Consider the following 24236-nt stretch of genomic DNA (forward strand, 5'->3'; position numbering starts at 1 on the left):
ATGCGTATCCGATCGAGCGAAGGCAGTGCCGTTAAACTGGCCGGGCATGAAACCGGCCTCGACGACGATACCGCCGCCGTCCGCGACATGCTGTTCACCCCCGGCAATGGCCAGCTGAGCTCCTATGCCAAGGCGGCCTTCGACCCTGACGATCCGGTGTCGCGTACCGCCCGATCGATCAGGATGTCGATCTCCAGCGCCGCGACGAGTGCCGCGCCCATTCGATGCGTCGCTGTCCTCAACATCGACGCATCGTTCGAGGCTTCGGTACTCGCCGCGAACCTGGCGATCACCTATGCTCAAGGCAACGTTCGCACGGTGATCATCGACGCCACCGCCATCGATGCCCTGCATCACGAACTGCTCGGCGTAAGCGAGGGCTACGGCCTCACTGCGGTGCTCAACGGCGACGTTGATGCGCTATCGGCGATCGAGGCCACGCGGGTCCGCAATCTTTTCGTTCTGCCGGTCGGCACCGCCAGCCAAAACACGGCACTGCTGCTCGATGGCGAACGGTTCCATGGCCGTGTCATGCCATTGCTCGACAGTTTCGGGATGATGATCGTCGATGTCGGCATGGTGTTCGAGGATCCGCCGGCATTTTGCGAAACGCTCGATGCTGCCGTGCTCATCGTCCGGCGCAATCGCACCACCATCGCCGCGATCCAGCATCTGGTCGGTCGTCTGGGCGACATGAAGACACGCGTTGTCGGTACCCTGATCGTCGGCTGAAACGGCGTTCGACTCGGCGCTGCCCGATTGCTCCCGACTAGTTGTCCTGAAGACTCGGCCCTTAAGGATTAGGCAGCCCCTTCAGCTAATTCCTATGAACGATTTGTTAACTACCGGCTACGTGATACTTTCATAATCACCAATAGAGGCGAGCATGATTTACGCCTCTCAATAGACCGGTGACCTAATGGCAAATATCGGCAGCATATCGTCACACCAATATTTGGGTGACACTCGCGACAAACGGCGCGAAACATATAAGGCGAACCTCGAGCCGTTGGGCAGGTCGATGCCAGCGCGGCCGGCTTATTCCCGCCCGAAACGGGCGCTCGACATCGTCGCGTCTCTGCTCGCGCTGCTGCTTTTCCTGCCCATCTTTGCCGTCGCAGCGTTCCTGATCCGGGCGACCAGCCCCGGTCCGATCATCTTCCGTCAGCATCGCTCCGGCTTGGGCGGACAGCCGTTCGAACTGTTCAAGTTCCGGACGATGCATGTCGCCGAAGATGGCGAGCATATCCGGCACGCGATGCGAGGCGACAGCCGCGTCACGCGGATCGGCGCGATACTGCGGGCAACCAGCATCGACGAACTGCCGCAACTGATCAACGTGTTGCGCGGCGACATGTCGCTGGTCGGCCCTCGTCCCCATGCGCTGGCGCACGATCGGCATTACGGCTCGCTGATCCACGGCTATGCCAAAAGGTTCATGGTCAAACCCGGCATCACCGGCCTTGCCCAGATACGCGGCCTGCGCGGCGAGATCGATGAATTGTATTCGATGGAACGGCGCGTGCGCGCCGATCGCGAATATATCGCGAGTTGGTCGCTGGCTTGCGACCTGCGCATCATCCTGCTCACGCTGCCGCGCATGCTGGGCGACCCGCATGCGTATTGATCGGTGATGCACGGCGGCATGCCTGGGCCGGCCGGCTTGCGAATCACGCATGTGGTCCGGCAATATCCTCCCGGGATCGGCGGCATGGAGAATTTCGTTCGGGCGCTCGCCGAGCGCCAGGCCGCGGCAGGGCACCGCGTCCGAGTAGTGACGCTCAACCGCATCTTCGACGGCCCAACCACTACTCTGCCCCCGGTCGATTTGCGCGGCGGCGTCGAAATCCGGCGCGTCGGTTTTGTCGGTGGCATTCGCTATCCGCTCGCCCCGGGCATCCTTCGCCAGCTCGGCCGGCCCGACATGGTCCATGTCCATGGCATCGAATTCGCCGCCGACTATTTGAGCTGGACGCGGTGGCTGCACCGATCGACGATGGTCGTTTCGACGCACGGCGGGTTTTTTCACACCCAGTTCGCGCATACGATCAAGCGCCTCTGGTTCAACACCCTCACGCGCTTCACGCTGCGCCGCTATGCGGCAGTCCTGGCATCGAGCGTGCAGGATGCCGAAACCTTCCGTCGGATCGCACCCGACCGCGTCCATGTCGTCGAGAACGCGGTCGATACCGAGCGCTTCACCGGACTCGCCAATCGCACCGGAAAGACCATGATCTATTTTGGCCGGCTGGCGCCCAACAAAGGGCTCGAGCAGCTGCTCCGCTGGTTCGCCAGGCTTGCCGCTCGCGATCCCGAATGGCGGTTGATCGTCGCGGGTAAAGCGATGGGCGTTTCGCAGGCGTCGCTGCGGTCGCTGTGCGACGACCTGGGGATCGGCCGGATGGTGGAATTTCACGTATCGCCGAGCGACGCGGCACTGTCCGCGCTGATCGCGCGGTCGCGCGTTTATGTCTGCGCGTCGACCTATGAAGGGTTCGGCCTGGCGGCGGTCGAGGGCATCGCTGCCGGTCTCTATCCCCTGCTGAGCGACATTCCGGCGTTCCGCCGCACGCTCGATCGGATCGGCTTCGGCACCGCGATCGATTTCGACCGCGACGACGGCGTCGATCGGTTCCTGACCGACCTTTCCTACTATTCGTGCGACGACGCCGAGCGCGACCGCCTCGACGATCGCCTTGAAACATTCGGCTGGCCGCGCGTCCTACGCGATGTCGAAGCCTGTTACCGCGCCGCGCTCGCCCCCCGGGCGAAAACGCCGGCACGGCCAGATCATTTTGTGGAGGAGGCCCATCGCGGCATCGCGGTTCCGCCGAGTTGATGCGGGATCGCGCCACGTCGTGACGGCTTCATGGGGAGAGTGTCATGAGGATTTATCGAACGTTCATCGCGCCGGCACTGGCAGTCGCGGTCGCCGGATGCGCCGCCGAGTCGCTGCCGGTCGGGCCGCCGCCACAGGCCACCGCCTACACGTTGGGCGCCGGCGACAAGATCCGCGTGACGACCTTCGGTTTCGAGAATCTGAGCGGCGAGTTCATCATTGGCGCCGACAACGCCATCGCGCTGCCGCTGATCGGGACGATTTCGGCAAAGGGCGCGACGCCGGTCGAACTGCAGGCAAAGATCACCAATGCACTGCTTGACCGCAAGATCGTGCGTGATCCCAGGGTATCGGCCGAAGTCATCGAATATCGACCCTATTACATCCTCGGCGAAGTCGGCAAACCGGGGCAATACCCCTTCACCAACGGCCTCACTGTGCTGAAGGCGGTCGCGACCGCCCAAGGCTTCACTTATCGCGCCAATGAGAAGACAATCTTCATCACCCGCGACCTGACCAACAGCGAGATCACGGTCCCGCTGACGCCGTCGACGCCCGTGCGCCCCGGCGACACCGTGCGCATCGCCGAACGCCGGCTTTGAGTTGGCGAACATGACGCCGGGCCCGGTTTCGCCGACAGCGGTGCGCGGCCGGTCGCCGCCGGCACCGCGTGATCGCGGCGGAAGCCGCATCGCCGGGAATCCGCCTCGGCTGCTGGTCGGCGCGTCCGGCGGCGGGCACTGGATCGAATTGCTGCGGCTTCGCCCGGCCTTTGCGGGATTCGACGTCGCCTATGTCTCGACGTTCGACAGCTATGCCGAGGTGGTTGCCGGCCAGCGTTACTACACCGTACCGGATGCGTCGCGCTTTCGGCTGAAGACCTTCGCGCCGGTGTTTGTCCGCGCGCTGCTGATCCTGTGGAAGGAGCGTCCGGCGGCGATCCTCACTACCGGATCGGCGCCGATGCTGCCATTTATCGTTCTTGGGCGTCTGTTCGCCGCAAAGACAATCTGGATCGACAGCATCGCCAATGCCGAACATATCTCGACTTCGGGCCGTATCGCGAAGCGGTTCGCGCATCGTTGCCTGGCGCAATGGCCCAATGTCGCCGCAGATGAAGGCATTGAATTCTGGGGGAATATTATCTGACGTCGCGGCGCGCGCCCAGGTTGCTTAACTTGCGTCAATCAAAGCCCGGCGACGATGCCTGACCAATGGGTCGGCGCGCGACGGCCCGCGACCCTACCTCTTTCGGATTACTTGCTCGGTACGGCCACTCCGCTAAGTAGCGTCCAAGAACGCAAAATAGTAAGGGTCACCGACAATCTCACTCCAACGATCTAATCCCTAATTTTCGGCCAGTCATCACAAAAATAGCGCGCTCTATGCTTGCACGCTATGGAAGTGGCGCGTCGCTCCGATAGCCAGTCTGGCGGATTCCGCAAGCGGCTTCGCTGCTGTGGTGCGCCCGTCTGGGCGGCGACATACCGACAACTGCTTCTTCTTGCCGGAGATTCCGATCAACATCGCCGTTGCAATGGCGCTTGCGTTGCGCAGGCCGCCAGTCGCGATGCGTAGTGACAATTTACTTACCTATTTCGATTATCATTGGGTTTCTTCTTGATAATTGATGATTTTACTTGATTTATGAGGAAGACGGGCAGTGACACTTCAACGTGAGACCGGTAACGATGCCCCGCCGAGCCGTCGCAAGATGCTGCATTGGCTGGGCGCCGGCGCCGCCATCGTGCTGACAGGCTGCGGAGGCGCGTCAGGCAAGACCGGCACGGCGCCGGGGAAGAGCGGCGCGAAGGGCCCAACGCCGACGCCCAGCCCGACCCCTACGCCAACTCCTACACCCACGCCCACGCCCACGCCGACGCCAACACCTACGCCGACAGCCAGCCTCCGTCGTGGCGTCAATCTGTCGTCGATCGAAGGGACGCCCGACCACCTGCCGGGCTATCTCAACGGCGAGGTATTCGTCATACCCGACGGTCACTTCACATATTACACGAGCGTCGGGATGGACCACGTCCGGCTGCAAGGCAGCTGGGAACGCCTGCAACCTCGTCTCAACGGCGCCCTGGGCGAGCAATTGCTCGACCATTATTCCGATCCCAACAACCCGTTGCGCAACCCCGTCAACCTGGTGAACCGCTATCTGGATCTCGCCGCGCGGAACAACCTTCGTGTGATCCTCGATCTCGCGCACAATTATGGTCGCCGCTATGTCGGCTATAACGGCACCTGGGCGAGCAAGACCCAGGCGCAACTGGGGTCCGCCCAGCTCCCCGTCGATGCTTTTGTCGACTATTGCGTCAAACTCGTGCAAACCTTCGGCAGTCATCCCGCGGTCATGGGCATCGAGTTGATGAACGAGCCGCACGATCTGGCGATCGGGTCCAGTGGCTGGCAGAGCGCATGCCAGAGCGCCATCACCGCTATCCGCAAGATCAACACCTCGATCTCGATCTTCATCGATGGCTATGGATGGGCGAGCGCGGAGTCCTGGGCATCGAACAATCCGACGATCCATCAGCTCAGCGACCCGGCCGGCCGCACGATCTTTTCCGCGCATCAATATTTCGACGCCAATTCCAGCGGCGTCTATGGCGGTGGAGGCGAGGCGGCGCCCAGCAATACTCAGCTCGGCGTGCAGCGCGTGACCCCGTTCCTATCATGGCTCGCACAACATGGCCTGGAAGCGAAGGGCCATATCGGCGAGTTCGGCGCGCCCAATCGCACCGAGTGGATGCCGATCGTTCAGAACTTTGTCAGCGCGGTCAACGCTGTCGGTCTACCGATGACCGTGCATCAGGACGAACCCTATCCCAACGACAGCTATACGATGAATGTCTTCCCGCAGACCGATTCCACGGGAGCGATCGTTGGAGCAGATAAGTTGATCATCAAGGCGATCATGTGATCGCCACCGATCGCCGAGCACCCTGAGGTACCGACGGCCGATGCCTGCGGGCAGCGCTCGCGTCCGGACCGCAGGGCAAGCATGACCCCTATCGCCAAAGCATCACCGACGACTCGCTCAGTTCAGCGGCGACGGCGTGTTCCCCAGTAGCCAGGAAAGTAGACGGCTCAATTCCGCCAGACCCATTTCGTCATCGCTGAGTGCGCACATGCACAGACCTTCGATGATACAGGAAAGATCCGTTCCGGAAACGCTACTGACAATGCCCAGGCCATTTAGCAGAGATTGAATATCGATCACATCCATGGTCGCGTACTCTATATGTTTATCCGTGAAAGCTACATATACTTACGCACTGAAGCTACCACTTAAGTATTACACGTTCGCATGTTGGCCGATCAGATAGGTCAACGGCAATTGGTTGCCAAAGAGGTGTAACTTTTCCTTAGCAGAAAATGTGGCTCTTAAAATCCCCACAAAGCGGTAGGCACACATTCGCCTCATGATCGGCGTCGATCTCGATATCAATCCTGATGCTGACACCGGTTTTCGGGCCAGGCATTCGGCGGCCAACGCTCGTTGTCGCGTCAAAGGAAGGACAAACTCCGCGGATCGATGGCGACCAAACCCGCCTTCGCAACGGCTCCGTTATCGTCGGTCTTGGTGGGATACCGCACCGCCAGAAGCTCCTTAACCGCATCTGCTATGGGCCGCTCAGATAATTCAACCAGGCTCCACCCTTGTGCCGACCGGATATCAGACACCGGTCTCCGGGGAAGGATCGTGGCGGCCCGATGCCTCCGGACACGGGCGGCACTCAAGGTGCGGCTACCGGTTCGGTGCGCCGTTAGGCATCGGCAACCTATTGGTCCAACTGTGAATATTGCTCGCACGCCAATGAACGGCCGTTACACGCGCCTCGGGCGCTAGCACCTATTCCCACGAGAGGGATTATCTACTTCTTTTCCGTGGCCGTATTTCGCGCTGGGCCTAAGATATTTCCGCATAACGCTCGCGGTTTGCTAGCGGCGGGGGCACAGCATGTTCGGTATCAAAACAAGCACAGTCGATGCGATTGCAGATACCCCCGGGGTTCAGCAAATATTGCGCAAGCTGCGAAGCCGTCAGCACGTGTTCGAGAGATGTTATTCGCAACGGCTGTGGGGAAGCGCGGAAAGTGGCTCGGGATGCGGTTCCGAGATCGCCGCGACCGATGATCTGCGTTCCTATCTCCCCGACCTGGTCGGCCGGCTCGGGGTCAAGCTCGTGCTGGATGCCCCGTGCGGCGATTGGAACTGGATGCGCCTCGTCGATTTCGGTGAGGTAGAGTATATCGGGGCGGACATCGTCCCGAGCGTGATCGATGACAATCAGTCGCGATACGCGCGCCCAGGAGTACGGTTCATCCTGGCCGATCTCGCGAAAGACCCGCTGCCGAAAAGCGACCTGATCCTGTGCAGGGATTGCTGGGTGCATCTGTCTTTTCAGGATATCGCGGCGATGCTGGAGAACTTCCGCCGGTCGGGCGCGACGTGGCTATTGGTCAGCGACACGCCTTCCGCCGGGAGGAATCTCAACAAGTTCACGGGTGCGAGTTGGCGACATCTGAACCTGTCACTGGCACCTTTTCACTTCCCACCGCCGCTCGACAGACAGAAGGATCATCACGCCGATGTGCCATTCCAGATCTCCCTATGGCGGATCACCGACCTGCCAAACATAGAATAGAGATGCCGCTCCGGCGCCGGTACTTTTTATGCAGGCCTGACCGCCAACAATCGAAATTTGTGGCCGTTAAGTGGATTTCCGAGTCTCTTCAGACCGCCGGAGTTCGCAACTGCGACATCCGACCGAAAAGGCCGCCGGGCGGAACGCCGGTGAAGCGGCCGTTCACTGACCTGATTGAAACGCGCCTCAACGGATTTCGACTCAATTTTTGCGGCGTCGGGGAACCGGCGGGGCCGTCGTCGCTTCTAGCAGCATGCATTTTGATGTTGCGTTGCAGCACCGAGACATATGTCGGTCATGGCGTTGCACGCTTTGACGGCGCGCCCGCGTAGAACGCCGTCGCGGCGCAAAACAATTCTGGTGACCGGGGGCGCGGGCTTCCTCGGATCCTTTTTGTGCGAACGGCTGCTCGAGCAGGGCCACAATGTCGTCTGCGCCGATAACTTTTTCACCGGCACGCGCGACAATTTGATGGCGGTGATCGATCACCCGCAGTTCGAACTGCTGCGCCACGACATCACCTTCCCGCTCTATGTCGAAGTCGATGAGATCTACAATCTCGCCTGCCCGGCGAGCCCGATCCACTATCAATACGACCCGGTGCAGACGACCAAGACCAGCGTCCATGGCGCAATCAACATGCTGGGCCTCGCCAAGCGGACCGGCGCGAAGATTCTTCAGGCCTCGACCTCCGAAGTCTATGGCGATCCTGAGATGCATCCCCAGCCCGAAACCTATTGGGGCCACGTCAATCCGATCGGGCCACGCTCTTGCTACGACGAGGGCAAGCGCTGTGCCGAGACGCTGTTCTTCGATTACCGGCGTCAGCACCATATGCCGATCAAGGTGGCGCGCATCTTCAACACTTATGGTCCGCGCATGCAGCCCGACGATGGACGCGTGGTCTCCAACTTCATCATGCAGGCACTGCGCGGCGAGCCGCTCACGCTCTATGGCGACGGGCAGCAGACCCGCTCCTTCTGCTATGTCGACGACCTGATCGACGGCCTCATTCGCCTGATGGAAACCGGCGATGACGTCACCGGCCCGATCAACATCGGCAATCCTATCGAATTCACCATGGCAGAGCTTGCCCACCATGTCCTCGCGCTGACCGGCAGCACATCGCCGATCGAGCACCGGCCGCTTCCGCTGGACGATCCGAGGCAGCGCCAGCCCGACATCACACTCGCACGCACGCTTCTCGGCTGGGAACCGACGGTGCCGCTGGAACAGGGATTGACCCGCACCGTCGACTATTTCCGGACGCTGGAGCCGGTCTCGGGCCGGCCGACATGAGGCGCACCGTGCTGGTAATGGGCGGTGCCGGCTATGTCGGTGCGCATTGTTGCAAGGCCTTCGCCGCGGCGGGCTGGAAGGTGGTCGCCTATGACAACCTTTCGCGCGGCCATGCCGATGCGGTGCGATGGGGACCGCTGATCCATGGCGACATCCTCGACGCGCCGACACTCGACAAGGCGCTGGACGAGGTTCGCCCCGATCTGGTCGCGCACTTCGCCGCCTTTGCTTATGTGGAGGAATCGGTGCGCCAGCCCGATCTCTATTACCGCAACAACAGCCTGGGTTCGCTGACATTGCTCGATTGCATGCGCGCGGCGGGTCTTTCCAAATTGATCTTCTCCAGCACGTGCGCGACCTATGGCGTGCCGCGGGTCGTGCCGATCGACGAGAATCACCCGCAATCGCCGATCAACCCCTATGGCTGGTCCAAGCTGTTCGTGGAACGCATGCTCGCCGATCATGCCGTAGCCTATGGCTTGGACAGCGTCGCGCTGCGCTATTTCAACGCTGCCGGTTGCGACAGCGACGGATTGATCGGGGAATGCCATGATCCCGAAACACATGTGATTCCGCTGGCGATCGAAGGCGCGCTGGACGGAGAGCGGCCCTTCACGGTGTTTGGGACCGATTTCGACACGCGCGATGGGAGTGCCGTCCGCGACTATATCCATGTCGAGGATCTGGCGCGGGCCCATGTGCTGGCGGGCGAATGGATCGCCGGAAACAAAGGCTTTCACGCTTTCAATCTCGGCACCGGCAAGGGCACGACCGTCTTCGAAATCGCCCATGCCGTGGCGGCGGCATGCGGTTCGGACCGCGCCATCAAAACCGGTCCGCGGCGCGCGGGGGATCCGCCGATATTGATCGCCGATCCGACCAAGGCGCTACGCGAACTGGGCTGGAAAGCCGAACGGTCGGACATCGACACCATCGTCCGGACCGCGCTCGCCTGGCACCGGCGGACCCGCCGATCCGCTAACCCGCCTCAACCACTCTGACCGGACCGGCATCCGCCGAACGCAATATGTCATCCGGCGACCCGGCGCCGACGACACGTCCTTCCGTCAGTCGAACGACATGATCGACGGTGCGAACCGTCTCCAGACGATGCGTGATGATCAGCATCGTGCGGCCCGCGAAATGCGCATGCAGGCCTGCCCGCACCTGCGCTTCCAGTGCGCCGTCGAGCGCGCTGGTTGCCTCGTCCAGGATGAGCAAATCGGGCTCGCGCAGTACCGCGCGCGCGATGCCAACGCGCTGTCGCTCCCCGCCCGAGAGATTAAGCCCCTGCTGCCCAATCCAGCTTTCATCACCGTGTGGCAGCCCCGCCAGGAAATCGCCCAGCCCTGACAGCCGGTAGGCGTGCGCCAGCGCGACTTCGTCGGCATCGGGACGCGCCATCCTGACATTGTCGCGTACCGTGCCCTCGACCAAATCGATGTCCTGGCCCGCGACGGCGATCTTCCCCAGCCAATCGGCGCGCCGCACCGAAGCGAGCGGAGTGTCGCCAACCGTCAAACGGCCCCGATCTGGCTCGTAAAGACGCAGCAGCAGGTTGACGATAGTCGTCTTGCCCGATCCGCTCGCCCCGACCAGCGCGGTTACCTTGCCGCGCGGAATGGTCAGGCTGACATCGCGCAGCACGGGCTGGCCGTCATAGCCAAAGTCGACGCCCTCCAGCATGATCGCGGGATAGTCGATGGGAAGCGGCTCGTGCCCGTCTTCCGGGAAGGTCTTGTCGGCCCGGTCGACCATCGCACGGACCGCGCGAATCTGTGGTTCGGTATGGGATAGATAAAGCAGATTGTCCTCGAACTCCCGCAGGTGCGGCTGGAGCCGATACAACAGTGCGACGATGGTAAGCGTCGTTTGAAAATCGATCGCCAACAGACCCGCGCTCGCCACGATCAGGCACAGGATGGCGAGGTAGCCCACTTCCGTTGCGGGCCCGATCGCGGCCGACAGTCGCTCGACGCGCGTCAGGCCCTCGCGGGCGGCAGCCGAGGATTCGACGAAATGGGCGTGCTGCGCGGCCTCGCGGCGATAGGCGCGGATGGCGCGCATTCCCTGCAGCGTCATCAGCATCCGCCCGCCCATCGACTGATGCTCAGCCTTCACCGTGGCCCCCAAAGCGGCAACGGGCTGCGAAAGTCGGCCGATGCAGACCGAGACAAGGATAGCCGAGATCGCGGCGGCAAGCGTGATCTGCCACGACAGCACCAGGATGAACGCGGCGAAGACGAGGATCGCCGACAGGTTGATGATGATCCGCGTAAACGCTCGGTAGGCGCTCGCCACAGCCCAGCTGTCCGTGCCCAGAACGTCCATCAGCTCGGCCTGGCTGTGCCGGCGAATGAAATCGTAGGACACTTCGAGATATTGGAGGTGGATTGCATTGCGCGCCGCCTCGCTGATTTGCGCGCTCAGCGCTGCTGATATCCGGCTATACCAATAAGCGATCCACCCGCGCAGAACGATCAACGCGAAGATCGCCACTGCCAGCGGCGCGGTGCCACCAAGCAGGTGCATTGCCCATTCGGCGGCGGGGCCGAACATCCGCGTCATGCCATTGCCGCTGCCCAGCCGGCCCATCGTCACATACAGGAAGAGGATGACCAGGCTGATGCCGATGGTCTCCGCCAGGGACGCGGCGAGGCCGAGGAAGATCAGCAATGGTGCCGCCCGCCGCGCCGCCGGGACGATGTCCAGCAGTGCGCGAAGATCCCGTAGTGTCGATAGGCGCCCGGTGATCATGCTGCCGATGCGCATGCCCGGCTATGCTGCGGCCATGGCGTGGTCGGGATCGCCGATTGCGAACCGCACGTAGTGGGTTTTCCAGCGCGGCGAACGGCCAAGGCGATGCCGTGCTCCCTTCGCAAGCCGACGGGCCAAAGGACCGACGACGAGTCGCAGCGCCTGCCCCGGCGAGGTGCAAATTAGATCAAGGAAAAAACGCCACACCAACCTGAAGTCACCGCGCTCGGCCGCCGATAACGCGCACCATTCGAGGTAATTTGCGAGGCCCTCGGTAATCGCGGCTCGCGATTCCGGATGGCGCTCGACCATCTCGTCGGCGACGATGCGCCACGACCGCAACATCTGGAGCATATCGCTCGACATATTGCCGGGCAGCGTCCGATAGCCCGTCAGCGGTTCCGGAACGAGCGCGAAGTCGTAATTCTCGGCGATGCGGAAATAGATCGAGAAATCCTCGCAGCCCTGCGCTCCCCGCGCGCGCAAGCCGGAGTCGAAACCGCCAACCTCCTCCAACACGGCGCGCCGGATCAGCGCCGCGCTGCCGTTGCCGATGAAATTGCCCCTGAAGATGTCCTGCAGCACCTGTCCTCGGGCATTGGGCCGATGGCCGACGCTGATAACGCGGCTGTCCGGATCGATCCGCGCATACCAAGTGTAAGCGAGCCCCGCCCGCCCCCCGGCCGCGTCGAGCGCTTCGAGCTGGCGCGCGATCTTCATCGGTGCCCAGAGGTCGTCGGCATCGACAAAGGCGATCAGGTCGGCCGCCGCGGATCGCCATCCCGTATTGCGCGCCGCCGCTACGCCGGCATTAGGTTGCCGCATCACGCTGACGCGGGGATCGACCGTCGCATGGGCCAGCACGGTTTCGACCGTGCCGTCGCGCGAGCCGTCGTCGACGACGATGATCTCAAGCTGGCGATGAGTCTGCGCTCGCACGCTGCGCAGGGTTTCGTCGATCGTCCCTTCCCCGTTATAGGCGGGAATGACCACGCTCACGAGCGGAGCATCGGTGCCACCGATGCCGAGCGACCTGTGCAGGCTATTCCGAACCGCGCGGCGCAGCCCAAGATCGTCGAGCTTGGCCAACAGGCCATCGACGATATCCTCCATCCAGTCGGCACGCGCCGCGAGCGCAGCCGGTGAGCAGCATGCGCCCACGCACAGGGCTTCGAGAATCATCGATGCCAGTGGCCCCGCCTCGCCGTTCGCGATGGAGGTACGAAACGGCGCGCCCAGCGGCTTGCCTCGCGCCGCCGCAATCGTCGCGCACCAGAGGGTGAAATGCGCCGACGCCTGCTCCGCGGCGGATTGCGCGAGTTCCGCCTGCGCGCCCTTGTCGCGGAGTGCGGCAAAACCCCGGCCGATCACGGTCAGTCCGTCGGCGTGGAGTTGGTCGACCTGCTGCGATAGCGAACCGGGATGCAACCGATACGGGGCGTGCAGCCCCGGCACGGGCACGAAAGCCCCCCGTTCGATCGCCAGTCTTTGCCATAGATCCCAGTCTTCGCAGGTTTGGAGATCGGGGTCGAAGCCACCGATCGCTTCGACATGGTCGCGCGAGACGAGCGCCGCATGCACGGCAAGGCCGTTGCGCCGGGCGAAAAGCTGCCCCGCGTCGGCGATCTCCCGGCTGAAACGCGGGAGGAAGCCATGCCCGCCCGCCGCGACGCGCATCGAGCCGCAATAGCTCGCCACGGCATCCGGCGCGGCCTCCGCGGCATCGAACAGCCGGCCGAGCTGATCGGGTGCGAGCCAATCATCGGCATCGAGGAAGAGCAGCCGCCGCCCGTTCGCGATGGTGATCCCTGCGTTACGCGCCGCCGATACGCCGGTGCCCGGAGTGGATCCGATGCGAAAACGCGGATCGCGGGTAGCGTAGCGGTCCGCTATCTCCATGGTGGCGTCGGTAGATCCATCGTCGATTACGATCGCCTCCCAATCGCCGAAACGCTGTTCGATGACGCTGTCCAGCGCGGCCGGCAGCGTATGGGCCGCATCGCGTGCCGGAACGATGATCGAAACCGCGCTCATCCCCGGTTCGAACGTGCGCGGCGCAGATAATATGCGATCCCCGCGACGAACCCCGCAATCTCTTGTCGCAGAAACCGGTTCTCGGGCCGCTCTCCGTAGCGCAGCCGTTTCCAGCTGCGGCCCGCATAATAGCGCGGCAGAAAATTGAACGCGCGCCACAGGTTGCCGCGATTGCGGCTGCGCTCATATTGCACAAGCAACGCGGCCGAATGCCCCTTCATATAATGGTAGATCTGCGAGCTGAGCCCCGCGAGATCGCGGCGGTGATAGTGAAAGGCGACGGCGGCCGGCTCGTAGCGGCAGACGCCGCCCTTGCTCAGTATCCGGTGCCAGAATTCGGAGTCGCCGGAGCAGCCGGCCGCGCCCACATCCAGTCTTTCGTCGAATAGCCCCGCCCGATCGAAGGCCGCACGGCGGAACGCCATGCTCGCGCCCGCCCCGATCTTCCAAACCTCGCTGCCTGTCTTCGTGTCGGCGGCGAAGAATTCGGCGCCGAACAACTGCGGATCATAACCGCGCCCGAAACCCCAGTGTCGCTCGAAAATCTGTTGCGCCTCAGTCTCAAGCTCGGCTGGAAGGACGAGCCCGGTCGCGGCCATCGCCGTCCCATCCTCAAGCGCGCCCGTCAGCCATTCGAACCAGGACGGATGCAATCGCACATCGTCATCGGTGAAGGCGATGATATCGCCACGCGCGGCGCGCACGCCGGCATTGCGGGCGATATCAAGGCCGGGGCGCTCCTCACGGACATAGATCACCCGCGCGGCCTCTGCGGCGGCGCGCGTTCGCCCATCGCGCGACGCATTGTCGACGACGATTACCTCATCTGGTGTCCGCGTCTGTTTCTCCAGCGAAGCGAGGCAGCGGATCAGTTCTTCCGGTCGATCGCGCGTGCAGATGACGAGCGATGCCGTCGCACCCGTCGATGGGGATCTCGCCGAGCGGTATGCGCCGGCATCGGGCGCCGTCTCTGCCAGCTGTGCCCAATGTCGTGACAGATCGATGAGTGTTCCGGGGGGACCCTGATCGATTACCTGCCCCACCGGTCTATCGCCCCGCCAAAAGACGAGCAGGGTTTCGGCCTCGATGCGGAGGAGAGGCTGCAATCCCGCTGCGGCATCGATGTGCTCGATCTGGATTCGGGGCATAAGCTTCTCCATCGACTCTTTGTCCGACGAAGGGTGCATCAACAACGTCGCATTGGCGCCGATTGCGGCAATGCGGTCCTGGGGCACGACGGGCGCCGCCTCGAAAGCGCCCTCTTCCATGGTATTTTGTGTCGATAGGCAGGGGTACCCCTTCGAGGAAGCAGCGTGGGAGAAAGCGGGATCAAGGTTTCAGTGGTTATTCCTGCGTACAACGCCGGGCAGACACTCGATCAAACACTGGCGAGTGCGCGTGGCCAGTCTCATCGCCATCTCGAGATCATCGTCGTCGATGACGGCTCGACGGACGATACCGCGGCAGTGGCGGCGGCGCATGGTGCCGAGGATCCGCGCGTCTCGGTTATCAGCCAGGCCAATGCCGGCGTGGCCGCGGCGCGCAACGCCGGCGTTGCGGCGGCGGAGGGAGAGTTTGTTGCCCTTCTCGACGCCGACGATCTCTGGGCCCCGCGCAAGATCGAGCAGCAACTAGCGGTATTCGCCAGGAGCGATGCTCGGGTCGCGCTGGTATATACGTGGTTCGCGCTGCTCGATGGCCAGTCGCGCATAATCAAGTGGGGGCCGCAGATACGTCACGAAGGGGACGTGCTCGATCCGCTCGCTTATTACAACTTCATCGGCAATGGCAGCTCGCCACTCATTCGCCGCACCGCGATCGAGGAGGTCGGCGGCTTCGACGCGACGTTGCGCGCACGGGGCGGGCAGGGATGTGAGGACTGGAAGCTCTATTTCGAGATTGCCGAACGTCACCATTTCGCGCTGGTTCCGGAAGCGCTTACCGGATACCGCCACACCCACAATAACATGTCCAGCGACGGGCTGCAGATGTTGCGATCGCGCGATCTGTGCATTGCCGACCTGCTGCCGCGCCATCCGGCGCTTGAAAGTCGATTCCGCGAAGGGCGCAACCGGCTGAGCCGCGCGCTCTTCCATCGTTCGATCGCTCGGCGGCGTTTCGGCGAAGTCGCGTCGCTAGCGGCCGCGATCGGGCGATATGATCCTGGGTTCCTGATAAGGTTGCTCGGAAAGCTGCCCGCAAGCACCCTCATGACGCTGCGGGCGCGCTACGCATCGGGAAGGGGCTCGCACTATCTGCGGGAGACTTGCGTTCAGGCCCCCGAGCTAGCGTCGCTCCAACGCACTTTCTATTGCAAGGCTCCGCCGGCTCGGCCGAATGGCAATCTTTCTCGACCTGATAGCGCCGACTGCCTCCGTTAGCGGCGCGTCGGAGAGACCGAATTTCGCTAGCCGCCGTCATCAACCTTATGGCGTTTGTTATCGGGTCGGCGGTGGTGCTAAGCGGCTTCCTGCCGCACTGATCGCCTGCAACACCAATGCAAATATGAAGCCAGAAACCTGTAGAAATGCGTGAGTAGAAACGGACTCTGACTCCGTCAATTGAGGTTCGAATCCTCACGGGGCATCCAGCATCCTTCAGTTAAGCAGGCCTTCCTTCGCGCGAGGAGCATCCATCTGCGGACATCCGGCTGGTCAAAGCGAAAATGCGATTCTATATGGTCGGCATGACCATGCGCGCGATTCTCGACGTAGCGGCCGGGCGTCTTCGCCCGGACCTTGCGCGCGCACGAATGCGGGATACCCAGGCGCGAATTAGCATCAGCCGGATCGGCTGATCCGGCGCGTCGTCGGCCGGGCGTGATCGAGCGCCCCGCCGTTCCTGCCCAGCTTCTTGAAAGTAATTCAGCGTGCTTCCTGGTCAAACTCGCGCCCCACGTGCGCCCAAAACTGCTCGTCCAAACCTCGTCCGCCTGCATGTCAGTGGCGACGTCTGCCCCAATCTGCTGCCGCGCCTGCTCGGCCTTGTCGCGCAATTCGACGAGATCCCGTACGGCATCGCGCTCACCCGGCACCGCGCCAGCCTCAAACTCTCGATCGACCTCGGCCGGCTGGAGGACCCGCGCGCGGAAACGTTGCTCAACAAGGTGGCGGTTATTCCGACCGTGCGCGGCGCGCGGCTCGTCGCACTGCGACGCGACTGACGCGTCGCCGCCTCTAGGCGCGGGTGGCCCTTAGCGCCACCCCGAGCCGCGCGCCGCTGCTTCCGCCTTTGCGTCGAGCGGCTCGCCGGCCATCATGTCCTGCGCTGCCGCCATGAGGTCGGGATCGGGCGATCCGGCCTGCGCATAGTCGCCACGCTGTGTCGTCGATCCCTGCTGCGTGCGGCGCAGCGCCCAGCCGGACGCGTCGCGACAGGCAATGCCGTCGGTCGCGCTCGAGCTGAACACCCGACAATAAGCACCCAGTTTGTCGCGGAAGCTGACAGCCACCTTCACCGCCCCGTCGGCGCCACCGATTTGATTATCAAGAGCAGCGGCGAGCGATCCCGAGGCATATAGCCCGCCTGCTCCCGAGGAGACGGGTCCGCGTGACATGCTCATTCCGATCATCAGGCCAAGCACCAGGCACGCCGCCAATGCCGCCGCCGCGCGCCATCGCGTCAGGATCGGGCGCGTCCCGGGCGCCGGCAAGTCGACGACATTGCTTTTCAACAGAGCGGCCAGCCGGTCGGGAACCTGCTCGTCGGCAATCGGCGCAAAGCTATCCGAGATCCGCTTGCGCAGCGCGCGGTGGCGTTCGACCTGTTGGGCAAGCGCCGGATCGCCGGCCATCGCGCGCTCGACCCGCTTGGCGTTGAGCGGATCAAGCTCGCCATCGGCATAGGCCATCAGCATTTCGGGCTCGATCGTCACGCCGCTTCTCCAAGATCGAGCATCAGCGCCTGTCGGCCCCGCACCAGCCGCGAGGTGAGCGTGCCCATCGGGATATCGAGCACCTCGGCCGCTTCCTTATAGGCCAGGCCCTCGACCAGCACGAGCGCCACCGCCTCTCGCTGTTCATCCGGCAATCGCCGCATCGCCGCGTCGACCTCGCCAAGCGCGACACGCGCCTCGGCTCCGCCGTCACCGCCCACTCCCGCCCCGGCCTCGGCATCGACAAAGGTCTCCGACGCCCTGCCGCGGGCACGGGCGGTATCGATCCAGGCATTGCGCATGATCCGGTACATCCAGCTGTCCAATCTCGTTCCAGGCTGCCACGATCCGCGCGCAAGCAACGCCTTTTCGACCGTCATTTGACACAGATCGTCGGCGTCCGCCGCGTCGCGGGCGAGCGCACGCGCGAACCGCCGCAGGCGCGGCAGCAACGCAAGCATCTCGTTTTCGAAAGCGGCCAAGCCAATTCCCTTCGTCTGGATGAAACGGATGGCGTCGCCCGTTTAATCCACGCAGAATGATTTTTGCCAGGCGAAAGGATTTGCGTGCTGCGTCACATGGTCATTGCCCTGATCTTGCTCGCCGGCGCGACGGCGGCGGGCGCGCAACTCGTGCCCAGGCTTCCCGCTCTCCCGATCGACGTGCCGGGCCTGCCGGTCGCACGAGGCTTGGCCGATGACGTACTCCGCGCGCCCTCGGACGCCGCACGCATGCTCGACCAGGCGCGCCGCGCCACGATCGCGCGGCTGATCCACGACAATCCGGACCGTATCGCGCTCGACCCGGACGGCTTTCCGGCGCGCGCCGGGGAAGTCGTTATCGACGATCCGAAGGATGACGTGATCGCCGCGGCCGTTGCCAAGGGATATCGCGTGATCGAGCGTGGCGACGTGCTGGGCGTGGGTTTCGCTCGCCTTGCGGTGCCCGGCCAACAGTCTCTCGCGTCGGCGATAAGGGAAATTCGCAGGCTCGGCGGCGAGGTCAGCGCGGATCAACTCCACATGCCGAGTGGAGCCATGAACGGTCGCCCCGCTCCGGTGGCAAGCGGCGACGGCACGCTGATCGGCGTGATCGATGGCGGCGTTGCCGGGGCGGCCATCTCGACCGGATTCGCCGCCGGCGCGCCGCGAGACAATGACCATGCCACCGCCGTCGCATCGTTGATCGGCGGGTCGGGCAATGTGCGCGGCGGCTTGCCTGGCGCGCGGATCGCTTCGGCCGATGTCTATGGCAGCGATCCCGCGGGCGGCAATGCAACCGCGATCGCGAAAGCGCTGGGCTGGATGGTTCAGCAGCGCGTGCCGGTGGTGACGATCAGCCTGGTCGGACCCGCCAATCCGTTGCTGGCCAAGGTGGTGGCGGCGGCACAGGCGCGCGGGCTCGTGATCGTGGCGGCGGTCGGCAATAACGGCCCCGCCGCGCCGCCGGGGTTTCCCGCTTCGTATCCGGGCGTGATCGCCGTGACCGGGGTCGATGGGCGCAACCGCGTGCTGATCGAGGCTGGGCGCGCGAGTCATCTCGATTATGCGGCGCCCGGCGCGGACATGCTGGCGGCGGGGATTGCCGGTCGGGTCTTTCGAGCGCGGGGAACGTCTTTCGCGGCGCCCTTGGTCGCGGCGACGATCGCTCGCTTCTATCCGTCGCCTTCGCCCACCGCGATTGGCGCCGCGCTCAAACGCGTCGACACGGTGTCGCGTGACCTGGGACCGCGCGGGCCCGACAAAATTTATGGCCGGGGCCTGGTCTGCGGTGAGTGTCGAACGCCCGCGAAATAATTTTTCCGCAGCCGCGGGATTAAAACCGTGTCGGGCGCCGTTCTCCGGGCAGAAACAAGGAGAATGGTCATGATGAAGATCCTGTTTGGTGCGGCAACGCTCGCGATCGCGATCGCCGCGACCCCGGCTTCGGCGCAGCTGCTTGGCGGCGGCGGCGGTCTTGGCGGCACCCTCGGCGGAACGCTTGGGGGAACGCTCGGCGGGGCCAGCGGATCGCTCGGCGGTTCGGGCAATGGCTCGCTGGGCGGTATGATCGATCGCATGCCGGTCGATACCGACACCGCCACCTCGACGCGCAGTTCGAGCAGGACGCACAAGAGCGTCGACACCCGCAAGGGCAAGGTCAGCGCATCCAATGCGAGTTCGACCGACACGAATGCGAGCAACAGCAGCCTGATCGGCGACAACGCGCTGACCGGCAGCGGATCGGCAGCGGGCAGCGCCGGCACCGGCATCGACGCACAACTGGTCGGCACGGATGCTGTTCGCGGGACCGCCTCGCGCGCGACCGACGCGACGCGCAACGCGGTCGATCGGACTCGGAACGCCACCGGCGCGGCGGCCGAGCGCGCTCGCGGTACAGCCGGCAATCTGTCGTCCAGCGCTCGGTCGCTCGGCGGCAGTGCGTCGGGCAGCGGCAGCGCCGCCGGCGCGGGCACGCTGTCCGGACTTGGCGGCGCGGCCTCGGGCACGGGCAATCTGGCCCTGGCCGGCAGCGGCGCGGCGAATGCGGGCGCCTTCCCGGTGAACCCCGGGATGGCCGTCACCGACGCCAAGGGGCGTACGATCGGGACCGTTCAGTCGGTGCGCTCGACCGCTCGCGGTACGGTACAAAGCGTGCTGGTCCGCGTCGGCAAGAAGACGGCGGATCTGCCGGCCGCGAACTTCTCGGGCTCGGGCAGCGCTTTGGTCTCGGCGATGGGCAAGGGCGACGTCAAGGACGCCGCTCAATAGCCGAACGGTACGGGTCGCGCCCCTGGATAGCACGCGGCCCGCATCCTGACGGCGCGTCCAGCACCAAGCTGGGCGCGCCGTTTCTCTAGCCCGCGATCCATGCCTTCAGACCCGCGCTTGCACAGGCGTTCTTCGTCATCATGCCTCCAATCCGGGATCGCCTGCCCTTTGCCGCGATGATCATTTCATGCCGGGCATGTCCTTCATCATCTCGTCATGGTCCTCCGGTGCACTGGCGACGAGGCGCTTATATTCTTCGGGCGACATGCCCGGCAGCCGGCGCACGAACGAGACCATGTCCCAGATCAATGGATCCGGATGGGTTTTGCCCCAGGCCGGCATCGCACTCAGCTTGACGCCGTGCTTGATGATCCAGAATTGCTCGCCCGCGCTCAGGTCCTGCGCTTTGGCAAGATCGGGCGCCTGCGGATAAAGACCCTGGCTCAACTCCGACCGCTCGACGCCGGGGCCGAGATGGCAGCTCGAGCACATTTCGCCGTAAAGGCCGGCTCCCGCCGCAACGCGCTGCGGCGAATTCAGATCGGCGGGCGGTGTGATGCCGCGCGCACGAACCGCGATCGAGCGGTCGCGCAGGCTTTCGATCAGCGAATGAACGACAGGTGTGTGCGGTGCATCGGCCGCGATATTGTAGATACCGAAATAGACGAAGGCGGCGGCGAGGATCAGCCCCAGCGCAGCGAACACGCCGACGAACGGGATGCTCGGTAGGTGGCGCCGCATCGTCTCTCTGTCCATCATCTTCCTCCTGTTGCCGCCGCCGACGATCGCTCAGAACCAGAAGCGCATGCCGGCGACGAAGCTCGTGGTTGTCGGATCCTTGCCGTCAGCGCGCACGTAGTCGGCGGTGCGGCCGGTCTTCGCCTCGTACGAGACGCCGATATAAGGCGCGAACTGGCGGCTGATCTCGTAGCGCAGCCGCAGCCCGAGCTCGGCGTCCGTCAGCCCCGAGCCAAGCCGAATCTGGGGCGCATCCTGCGCCGATAGATTGAGCTCGACGCGCGGCTGCAAGATCAGGCGCTGGGTGATGCGCTGGTCGTAATAGCCTTCGAGGCGACCGAGCAACTCGCCCTTGTTGCTGAGGAAGACCGCACCTTCGACTTCGAACATATAGGGGGCGAGGCCTTCGAAGCCGACCGTGGCATAGGTTCGCGTGGGCGACGGCTGGAAATCGTGCCGTACCCCGGCTTGCAGGTTGAAATAGGGTCCGATCGCATGGCTGTAGAGTGCCTGGACTTCGGCAGTTTCGACACCCTCGCGAAACGCGCCTTCGCCTTCGGACTTGAGCCACAGCCGATTGATGTCGCCGCCGACAAATGCCTCGCCATCCCAGCGGTAGCCGTCGCGACCTTCGCGCGCCTGATATTCAGCGAGATTGAACATCACCTGGTAGAATGTCCCGCCACCCTGTTCGCGCATCGCCTGCATGCGTGCGCGCTCCATTTCCCCGGCGGGGAAAAGGCGGTCGGCGTAATGATCCATCGGCGGGGTCGGTGCGGGTGCGTTGCCCGCAGGAAGCGCGGTGCCCGTCTGCTCCATGCCCGGCATCGCCATTTCCGGCATCGCGCCCATGTCGTGCCCCTTGTGGTCGCTCGACATGTCCATCCCGGGCATCGCCGGCTGGGCGGCCGGCCCGCCGCTTGGCTCAGGCTGCGTCATTCCGGGCATTGCCGGCATGGGCTGCGCACCGGGCTTGGCGGGCGGCATCGCCATGCCCGGCATCGATCTGTCCATCGCCGGCGCGGGCCCCGCGGGCCTGGTGCGGGGCGCAGCCTTGCGCCGCGCGATTGGCTTCTTCGCTGCGGCTTTTTTGGTGACGGGCTTCCTTGCGGCCGGCTTCTTTGCCGCCGGTGCGGGCATTTTCATCCCGGGCATGTTCATCCCCGGCATGGTCTGGGCGACAGCGGGGGCGGTGAGCACGAGAGCGGCGGCGGTCGCGAACGCGGCGGTGAGGCGGCGGCTCATGCCGCCTCTCCCTTCGGCCGCACGCTGACGATGCGCATCATGCCCGCCATCATGTGGTACAGAAGGTGGCAATGGAACGCCCAGTCGCCGACGGCATCGGCAGTGAAATCCCAGGTCACCTTGCCGCCGGGCTGAACGAGGACCGTGTGCTTGCGGGGGCCGTGATCGCCATGTCCCGTGACCAATTCGAAGAAGTGGCCATGGATATGGATCGGGTGACTCATCATCGTGTCGTTGATGAGGTTCACCCGAACCCGCTCGCCCTCGATAAAGGGGATCGGGTCGTGCACGTCGGACATCTTCTCGCCGTCGAACGACCACATGAACCGCTCCATGTTGCCGGTCAGGTGGATGTCGATGCTGCGCGACGGCGCACGCACGTCGGGATTGCGGTCGAGCGCCATCAGGTCCCTGTAGACCAGCACCCTGTGGCCCGCGTCCTCTAGCCCCTGGCCGGGTTCGCCGGTGCGGTCCATCGGCATGGGCGCGATCGTCTGGACGCCCGGGCCTTTCTTGACCTGGGGCGCGTTCGAGAAATCGCGCATCTTCATCGAACCCATGTTCGCGCCGCCCATATCCGCGCCGCCATTCTGGCCGGACATCCCCGCCATCTTGCCATGGTCCATGCCGGCCATGTCACCGGAGGCCATGCCGGGCATCGCGTCCGTCCCTTGCGGTGCAGCCGACAAGGCGGCACCTGACGTTGCCAGCCTCGCCGAGCGGTTCTGCTCGGCGCTCGGATCGATGCCGCGCTGCGGCGCCATCCCGCCCGAATTGTCCATGCCCTCCATCCCGGGCATGCTCGACATGTCCATCCCCATGTCCTTCATGGTCGCGACCGGGCGCTTCCTGAGCGGCGGGACTTCGCCGACCATTCCGGGGCGAGGTGCCAGCGTGGCGCGCGCCATCCCGGATCGGTCGACCGCTTCCGCGATGATCGAATAGGCCTTGTCCTCTGACGGTATGACGATTGCATCGTAAGTCTCAGCGACACCGATCTGGAATTCGTCGACCGCAACGGGATGGACGTTCTGGCCGTCCGCCTGGACGATCGACAGCGACAGGCCGGGAATGCGGACGTTGAAATTGGTCATGGCGGAGGCATTGATGATGCGCAGCCGCACGCGCTCGCCGGGCTTGAACAACGCAGTCCAATTGTCGCGTGGGCCAAAGCCATTGACGATATAGGTATAGGCGGAGCCGGTCACGTCGAGGATGTCGGTCGGATCCATTCGCATCCGGCCCCAGTCCATCCGGTCCTTGATCGGCTGGTCGCGCTTGGCAAGCAGCCCGGAGAGCGTCTGGCGCTGAAAGTTGAAGTGACCCGGATCGACCTTGATCCGGCGGAAGATCTCCGCCGGCGACAACGCACTATGATCGGCGAGCACGAGCACATGTTCGCGGTCATAGTGCACGGGATCGGTGCCCGCCGGGTCGATGACGATCGGCCCATAATGGCCGAGCTGCTCCTGCAACCCGGAATGGCTGTGGTACCAATAGGTGCCCGATTGCCGGATCGGAAATTCATAGCTGAAGGTCGAGCGCGGTTTGATGCCGGGGAAGGAAACGCCGGGCACGCCGTCGAACTGGGTCGGCACGAGCATGCCGTGCCAGTGAATCGAGCTGTCCTCGTCGAGCGCGTTGACCACGTTGAGCCGGACCTTCTGCCCTTCGCGCAATCGCAAAAGCGGCGCGGGCACGGCACCGTTGACCCCGATCGCGCTCATTCTGCGACCGTCGATGACCATTGTCTGGCGCGCGATCGTCAGCGTGATATCCTCGCCGGAAAGCGTCGGGAGCGGTCGCACGATGCCAGCCGAATTGGTTTGCGCCCAGGCAGGCAACCACGCCGCCAGCGCGAGGCCGCCTCCCGCGAACGTGGCGCCACGCAGCAACTGGCGGCGGTCGATGGTGTCGGTCATGCTGGTCCTGGGTCCCGTCTTCAACTTGGGCGTCTGAAAGGCATACGCACGTCGTGCGCGTGCCCCTCACTTTTCCCGGACAACATGGGGTCTGACACTATGTCAGGGTCAAGCACCGCGA

22 protein-coding genes are annotated in these 24236 nt (G+C 64.0%); 13 read left to right on the forward strand and 9 right to left on the reverse strand.

Annotation, left to right across the window (positions count from 1 at the left end):
• From AC1DSD_RS17390 to AC1DSD_RS17415, 6 genes are all read left to right on the forward strand, one after another.
• A complete protein-coding gene (locus tag AC1DSD_RS17390) occupies window positions 1–732 on the forward strand; it encodes a P-loop NTPase family protein (RefSeq protein ID WP_478031850.1) in 732 nt (243 codons plus the stop codon).
• Between the two features lie 289 nt (window positions 733–1021).
• Complete coding sequence (locus tag AC1DSD_RS17395; protein WP_478031851.1) at window positions 1022–1627, forward strand: exopolysaccharide biosynthesis polyprenyl glycosylphosphotransferase; 606 nt, start codon at window positions 1022–1024, stop codon at window positions 1625–1627.
• A gap of 84 nt (window positions 1628–1711) precedes the next feature.
• Window positions 1712–2839 carry a glycosyltransferase family 4 protein gene (locus tag AC1DSD_RS17400; protein ID WP_478031852.1) on the forward strand — a complete coding sequence of 376 codons (1128 nt, stop codon included), beginning with the start codon at window positions 1712–1714 and terminating at the stop codon, window positions 2837–2839.
• Window positions 2840–2883: 44 nt separating this feature from the next.
• Entirely contained in the window at window positions 2884–3441 is a 558-nt protein-coding gene (locus AC1DSD_RS17405; protein WP_478031853.1) for a polysaccharide biosynthesis/export family protein, read from the forward strand.
• A gap of 10 nt (window positions 3442–3451) precedes the next feature.
• The gene (locus AC1DSD_RS17410) at window positions 3452–3988 is read left to right on the forward strand and encodes a UDP-N-acetylglucosamine--LPS N-acetylglucosamine transferase (RefSeq protein ID WP_478031855.1); all 537 of its coding nucleotides are present in this window, start codon (window positions 3452–3454) and stop codon (window positions 3986–3988) included.
• Between the two features lie 514 nt (window positions 3989–4502).
• Window positions 4503–5768 (forward strand): glycoside hydrolase family 5 protein, encoded by a 1266-nt coding sequence (locus tag AC1DSD_RS17415; RefSeq protein ID WP_478031856.1) that lies wholly within the window; start codon window positions 4503–4505, stop codon window positions 5766–5768.
• A gap of 117 nt (window positions 5769–5885) precedes the next feature.
• On the opposite strand, the gene AC1DSD_RS17420 is transcribed toward AC1DSD_RS17415, so the two are convergent.
• Window positions 5886–6074, reverse strand: coding sequence for a hypothetical protein (locus AC1DSD_RS17420; protein ID WP_478031857.1), 189 nt, complete (start codon window positions 6072–6074; stop codon window positions 5886–5888).
• Between the two features lie 735 nt (window positions 6075–6809).
• Here AC1DSD_RS17420 and AC1DSD_RS17425 point away from each other — a divergent pair.
• From AC1DSD_RS17425 to galE, 3 genes are all read left to right on the forward strand, one after another.
• Entirely contained in the window at window positions 6810–7496 is a 687-nt protein-coding gene (locus tag AC1DSD_RS17425; RefSeq protein WP_478031858.1) for a class I SAM-dependent methyltransferase, read from the forward strand.
• Window positions 7497–7793: 297 nt separating this feature from the next.
• The gene (locus AC1DSD_RS17430) at window positions 7794–8795 is read left to right on the forward strand and encodes a UDP-glucuronic acid decarboxylase family protein (protein WP_478031859.1); all 1002 of its coding nucleotides are present in this window, start codon (window positions 7794–7796) and stop codon (window positions 8793–8795) included.
• Entirely contained in the window at window positions 8792–9796 is a 1005-nt protein-coding gene (gene galE / locus AC1DSD_RS17435; RefSeq protein ID WP_478031861.1) for a UDP-glucose 4-epimerase GalE, read from the forward strand. Before AC1DSD_RS17430 ends, galE begins: the two co-directional genes overlap by 4 nt.
• Here the strand turns inward: galE and AC1DSD_RS17440 are convergent.
• The 3 genes from AC1DSD_RS17440 to AC1DSD_RS17450 are packed head-to-tail and all read right to left on the reverse strand — an operon-like array spanning window position 9774 to window position 14734.
• A complete protein-coding gene (locus AC1DSD_RS17440) occupies window positions 9774–11567 on the reverse strand; it encodes an ABC transporter ATP-binding protein (RefSeq protein WP_478031863.1) in 1794 nt (597 codons plus the stop codon). The genes galE and AC1DSD_RS17440 overlap by 23 nt on opposite strands.
• A gap of 6 nt (window positions 11568–11573) precedes the next feature.
• Window positions 11574–13586 carry a glycosyltransferase family 2 protein gene (locus tag AC1DSD_RS17445; RefSeq protein ID WP_478031864.1) on the reverse strand — a complete coding sequence of 671 codons (2013 nt, stop codon included), beginning with the start codon at window positions 13584–13586 and terminating at the stop codon, window positions 11574–11576.
• Window positions 13583–14734: a glycosyltransferase family 2 protein gene (locus AC1DSD_RS17450; RefSeq protein WP_478031865.1), complete on the reverse strand. Its 1152-nt coding sequence runs from the start codon at window positions 14732–14734 to the stop codon at window positions 13583–13585. Before AC1DSD_RS17450 ends, AC1DSD_RS17445 begins: the two co-directional genes overlap by 4 nt.
• Window positions 14735–14926: 192 nt before the next feature.
• On the opposite strand from AC1DSD_RS17450, the gene AC1DSD_RS17455 reads away from it, so the two are divergent.
• Both AC1DSD_RS17455 and AC1DSD_RS17460 read left to right on the forward strand, forming a co-directional pair.
• A complete protein-coding gene (locus AC1DSD_RS17455; protein WP_478031866.1) occupies window positions 14927–15967 on the forward strand; it encodes a glycosyltransferase family 2 protein in 1041 nt (346 codons plus the stop codon).
• Window positions 15968–16455: 488 nt separating this feature from the next.
• Window positions 16456–16749 carry a hypothetical protein gene (locus AC1DSD_RS17460; RefSeq protein ID WP_478031868.1) on the forward strand — a complete coding sequence of 98 codons (294 nt, stop codon included), beginning with the start codon at window positions 16456–16458 and terminating at the stop codon, window positions 16747–16749.
• Between the two features lie 30 nt (window positions 16750–16779).
• Here AC1DSD_RS17460 and AC1DSD_RS17465 read toward each other — a convergent pair whose 3' ends face one another.
• Window positions 16780–17460 (reverse strand): anti-sigma factor family protein, encoded by a 681-nt coding sequence (locus AC1DSD_RS17465; protein ID WP_478031869.1) that lies wholly within the window; start codon window positions 17458–17460, stop codon window positions 16780–16782.
• Window positions 17457–17921 (reverse strand): RNA polymerase sigma factor, encoded by a 465-nt coding sequence (locus AC1DSD_RS17470; protein ID WP_478032031.1) that lies wholly within the window; start codon window positions 17919–17921, stop codon window positions 17457–17459. The genes AC1DSD_RS17465 and AC1DSD_RS17470 overlap by 4 nt, the downstream gene beginning before the upstream one ends.
• 105 nt (window positions 17922–18026) lie before the next feature.
• Between AC1DSD_RS17470 and AC1DSD_RS17475 the strand changes: the two genes are divergently transcribed.
• On the forward strand, window positions 18027–19256 hold the full coding sequence (locus tag AC1DSD_RS17475) for a S8 family serine peptidase (protein WP_478031870.1): 1230 nt from the start codon (window positions 18027–18029) through the stop codon (window positions 19254–19256).
• A 69-nt stretch (window positions 19257–19325) separates the two neighbouring features.
• Window positions 19326–20210, forward strand: a complete 885-nt coding sequence (locus tag AC1DSD_RS17480; protein ID WP_478031871.1) for a hypothetical protein — start codon at window positions 19326–19328, stop codon at window positions 20208–20210.
• 180 nt (window positions 20211–20390) lie between these two features.
• On the opposite strand, the gene AC1DSD_RS17485 is transcribed toward AC1DSD_RS17480, so the two are convergent.
• From AC1DSD_RS17485 to AC1DSD_RS17495, 3 genes are read right to left on the reverse strand one after another with little or no spacing between them, the layout of a single operon-like run.
• On the reverse strand, window positions 20391–20966 hold the full coding sequence (locus AC1DSD_RS17485; protein WP_478031873.1) for a c-type cytochrome: 576 nt from the start codon (window positions 20964–20966) through the stop codon (window positions 20391–20393).
• 33 nt (window positions 20967–20999) lie between these two features.
• Window positions 21000–22193: a copper resistance protein B gene (locus tag AC1DSD_RS17490; RefSeq protein ID WP_478031874.1), complete on the reverse strand. Its 1194-nt coding sequence runs from the start codon at window positions 22191–22193 to the stop codon at window positions 21000–21002.
• Window positions 22190–24115: a copper resistance system multicopper oxidase gene (locus AC1DSD_RS17495; protein ID WP_478031875.1), complete on the reverse strand. Its 1926-nt coding sequence runs from the start codon at window positions 24113–24115 to the stop codon at window positions 22190–22192. Before AC1DSD_RS17495 ends, AC1DSD_RS17490 begins: the two co-directional genes overlap by 4 nt.
• Window positions 24116–24236 lie beyond the last annotated feature (121 nt).

The organism is Sphingomonas sp. P4_D12 (assembly GCF_056401895.1).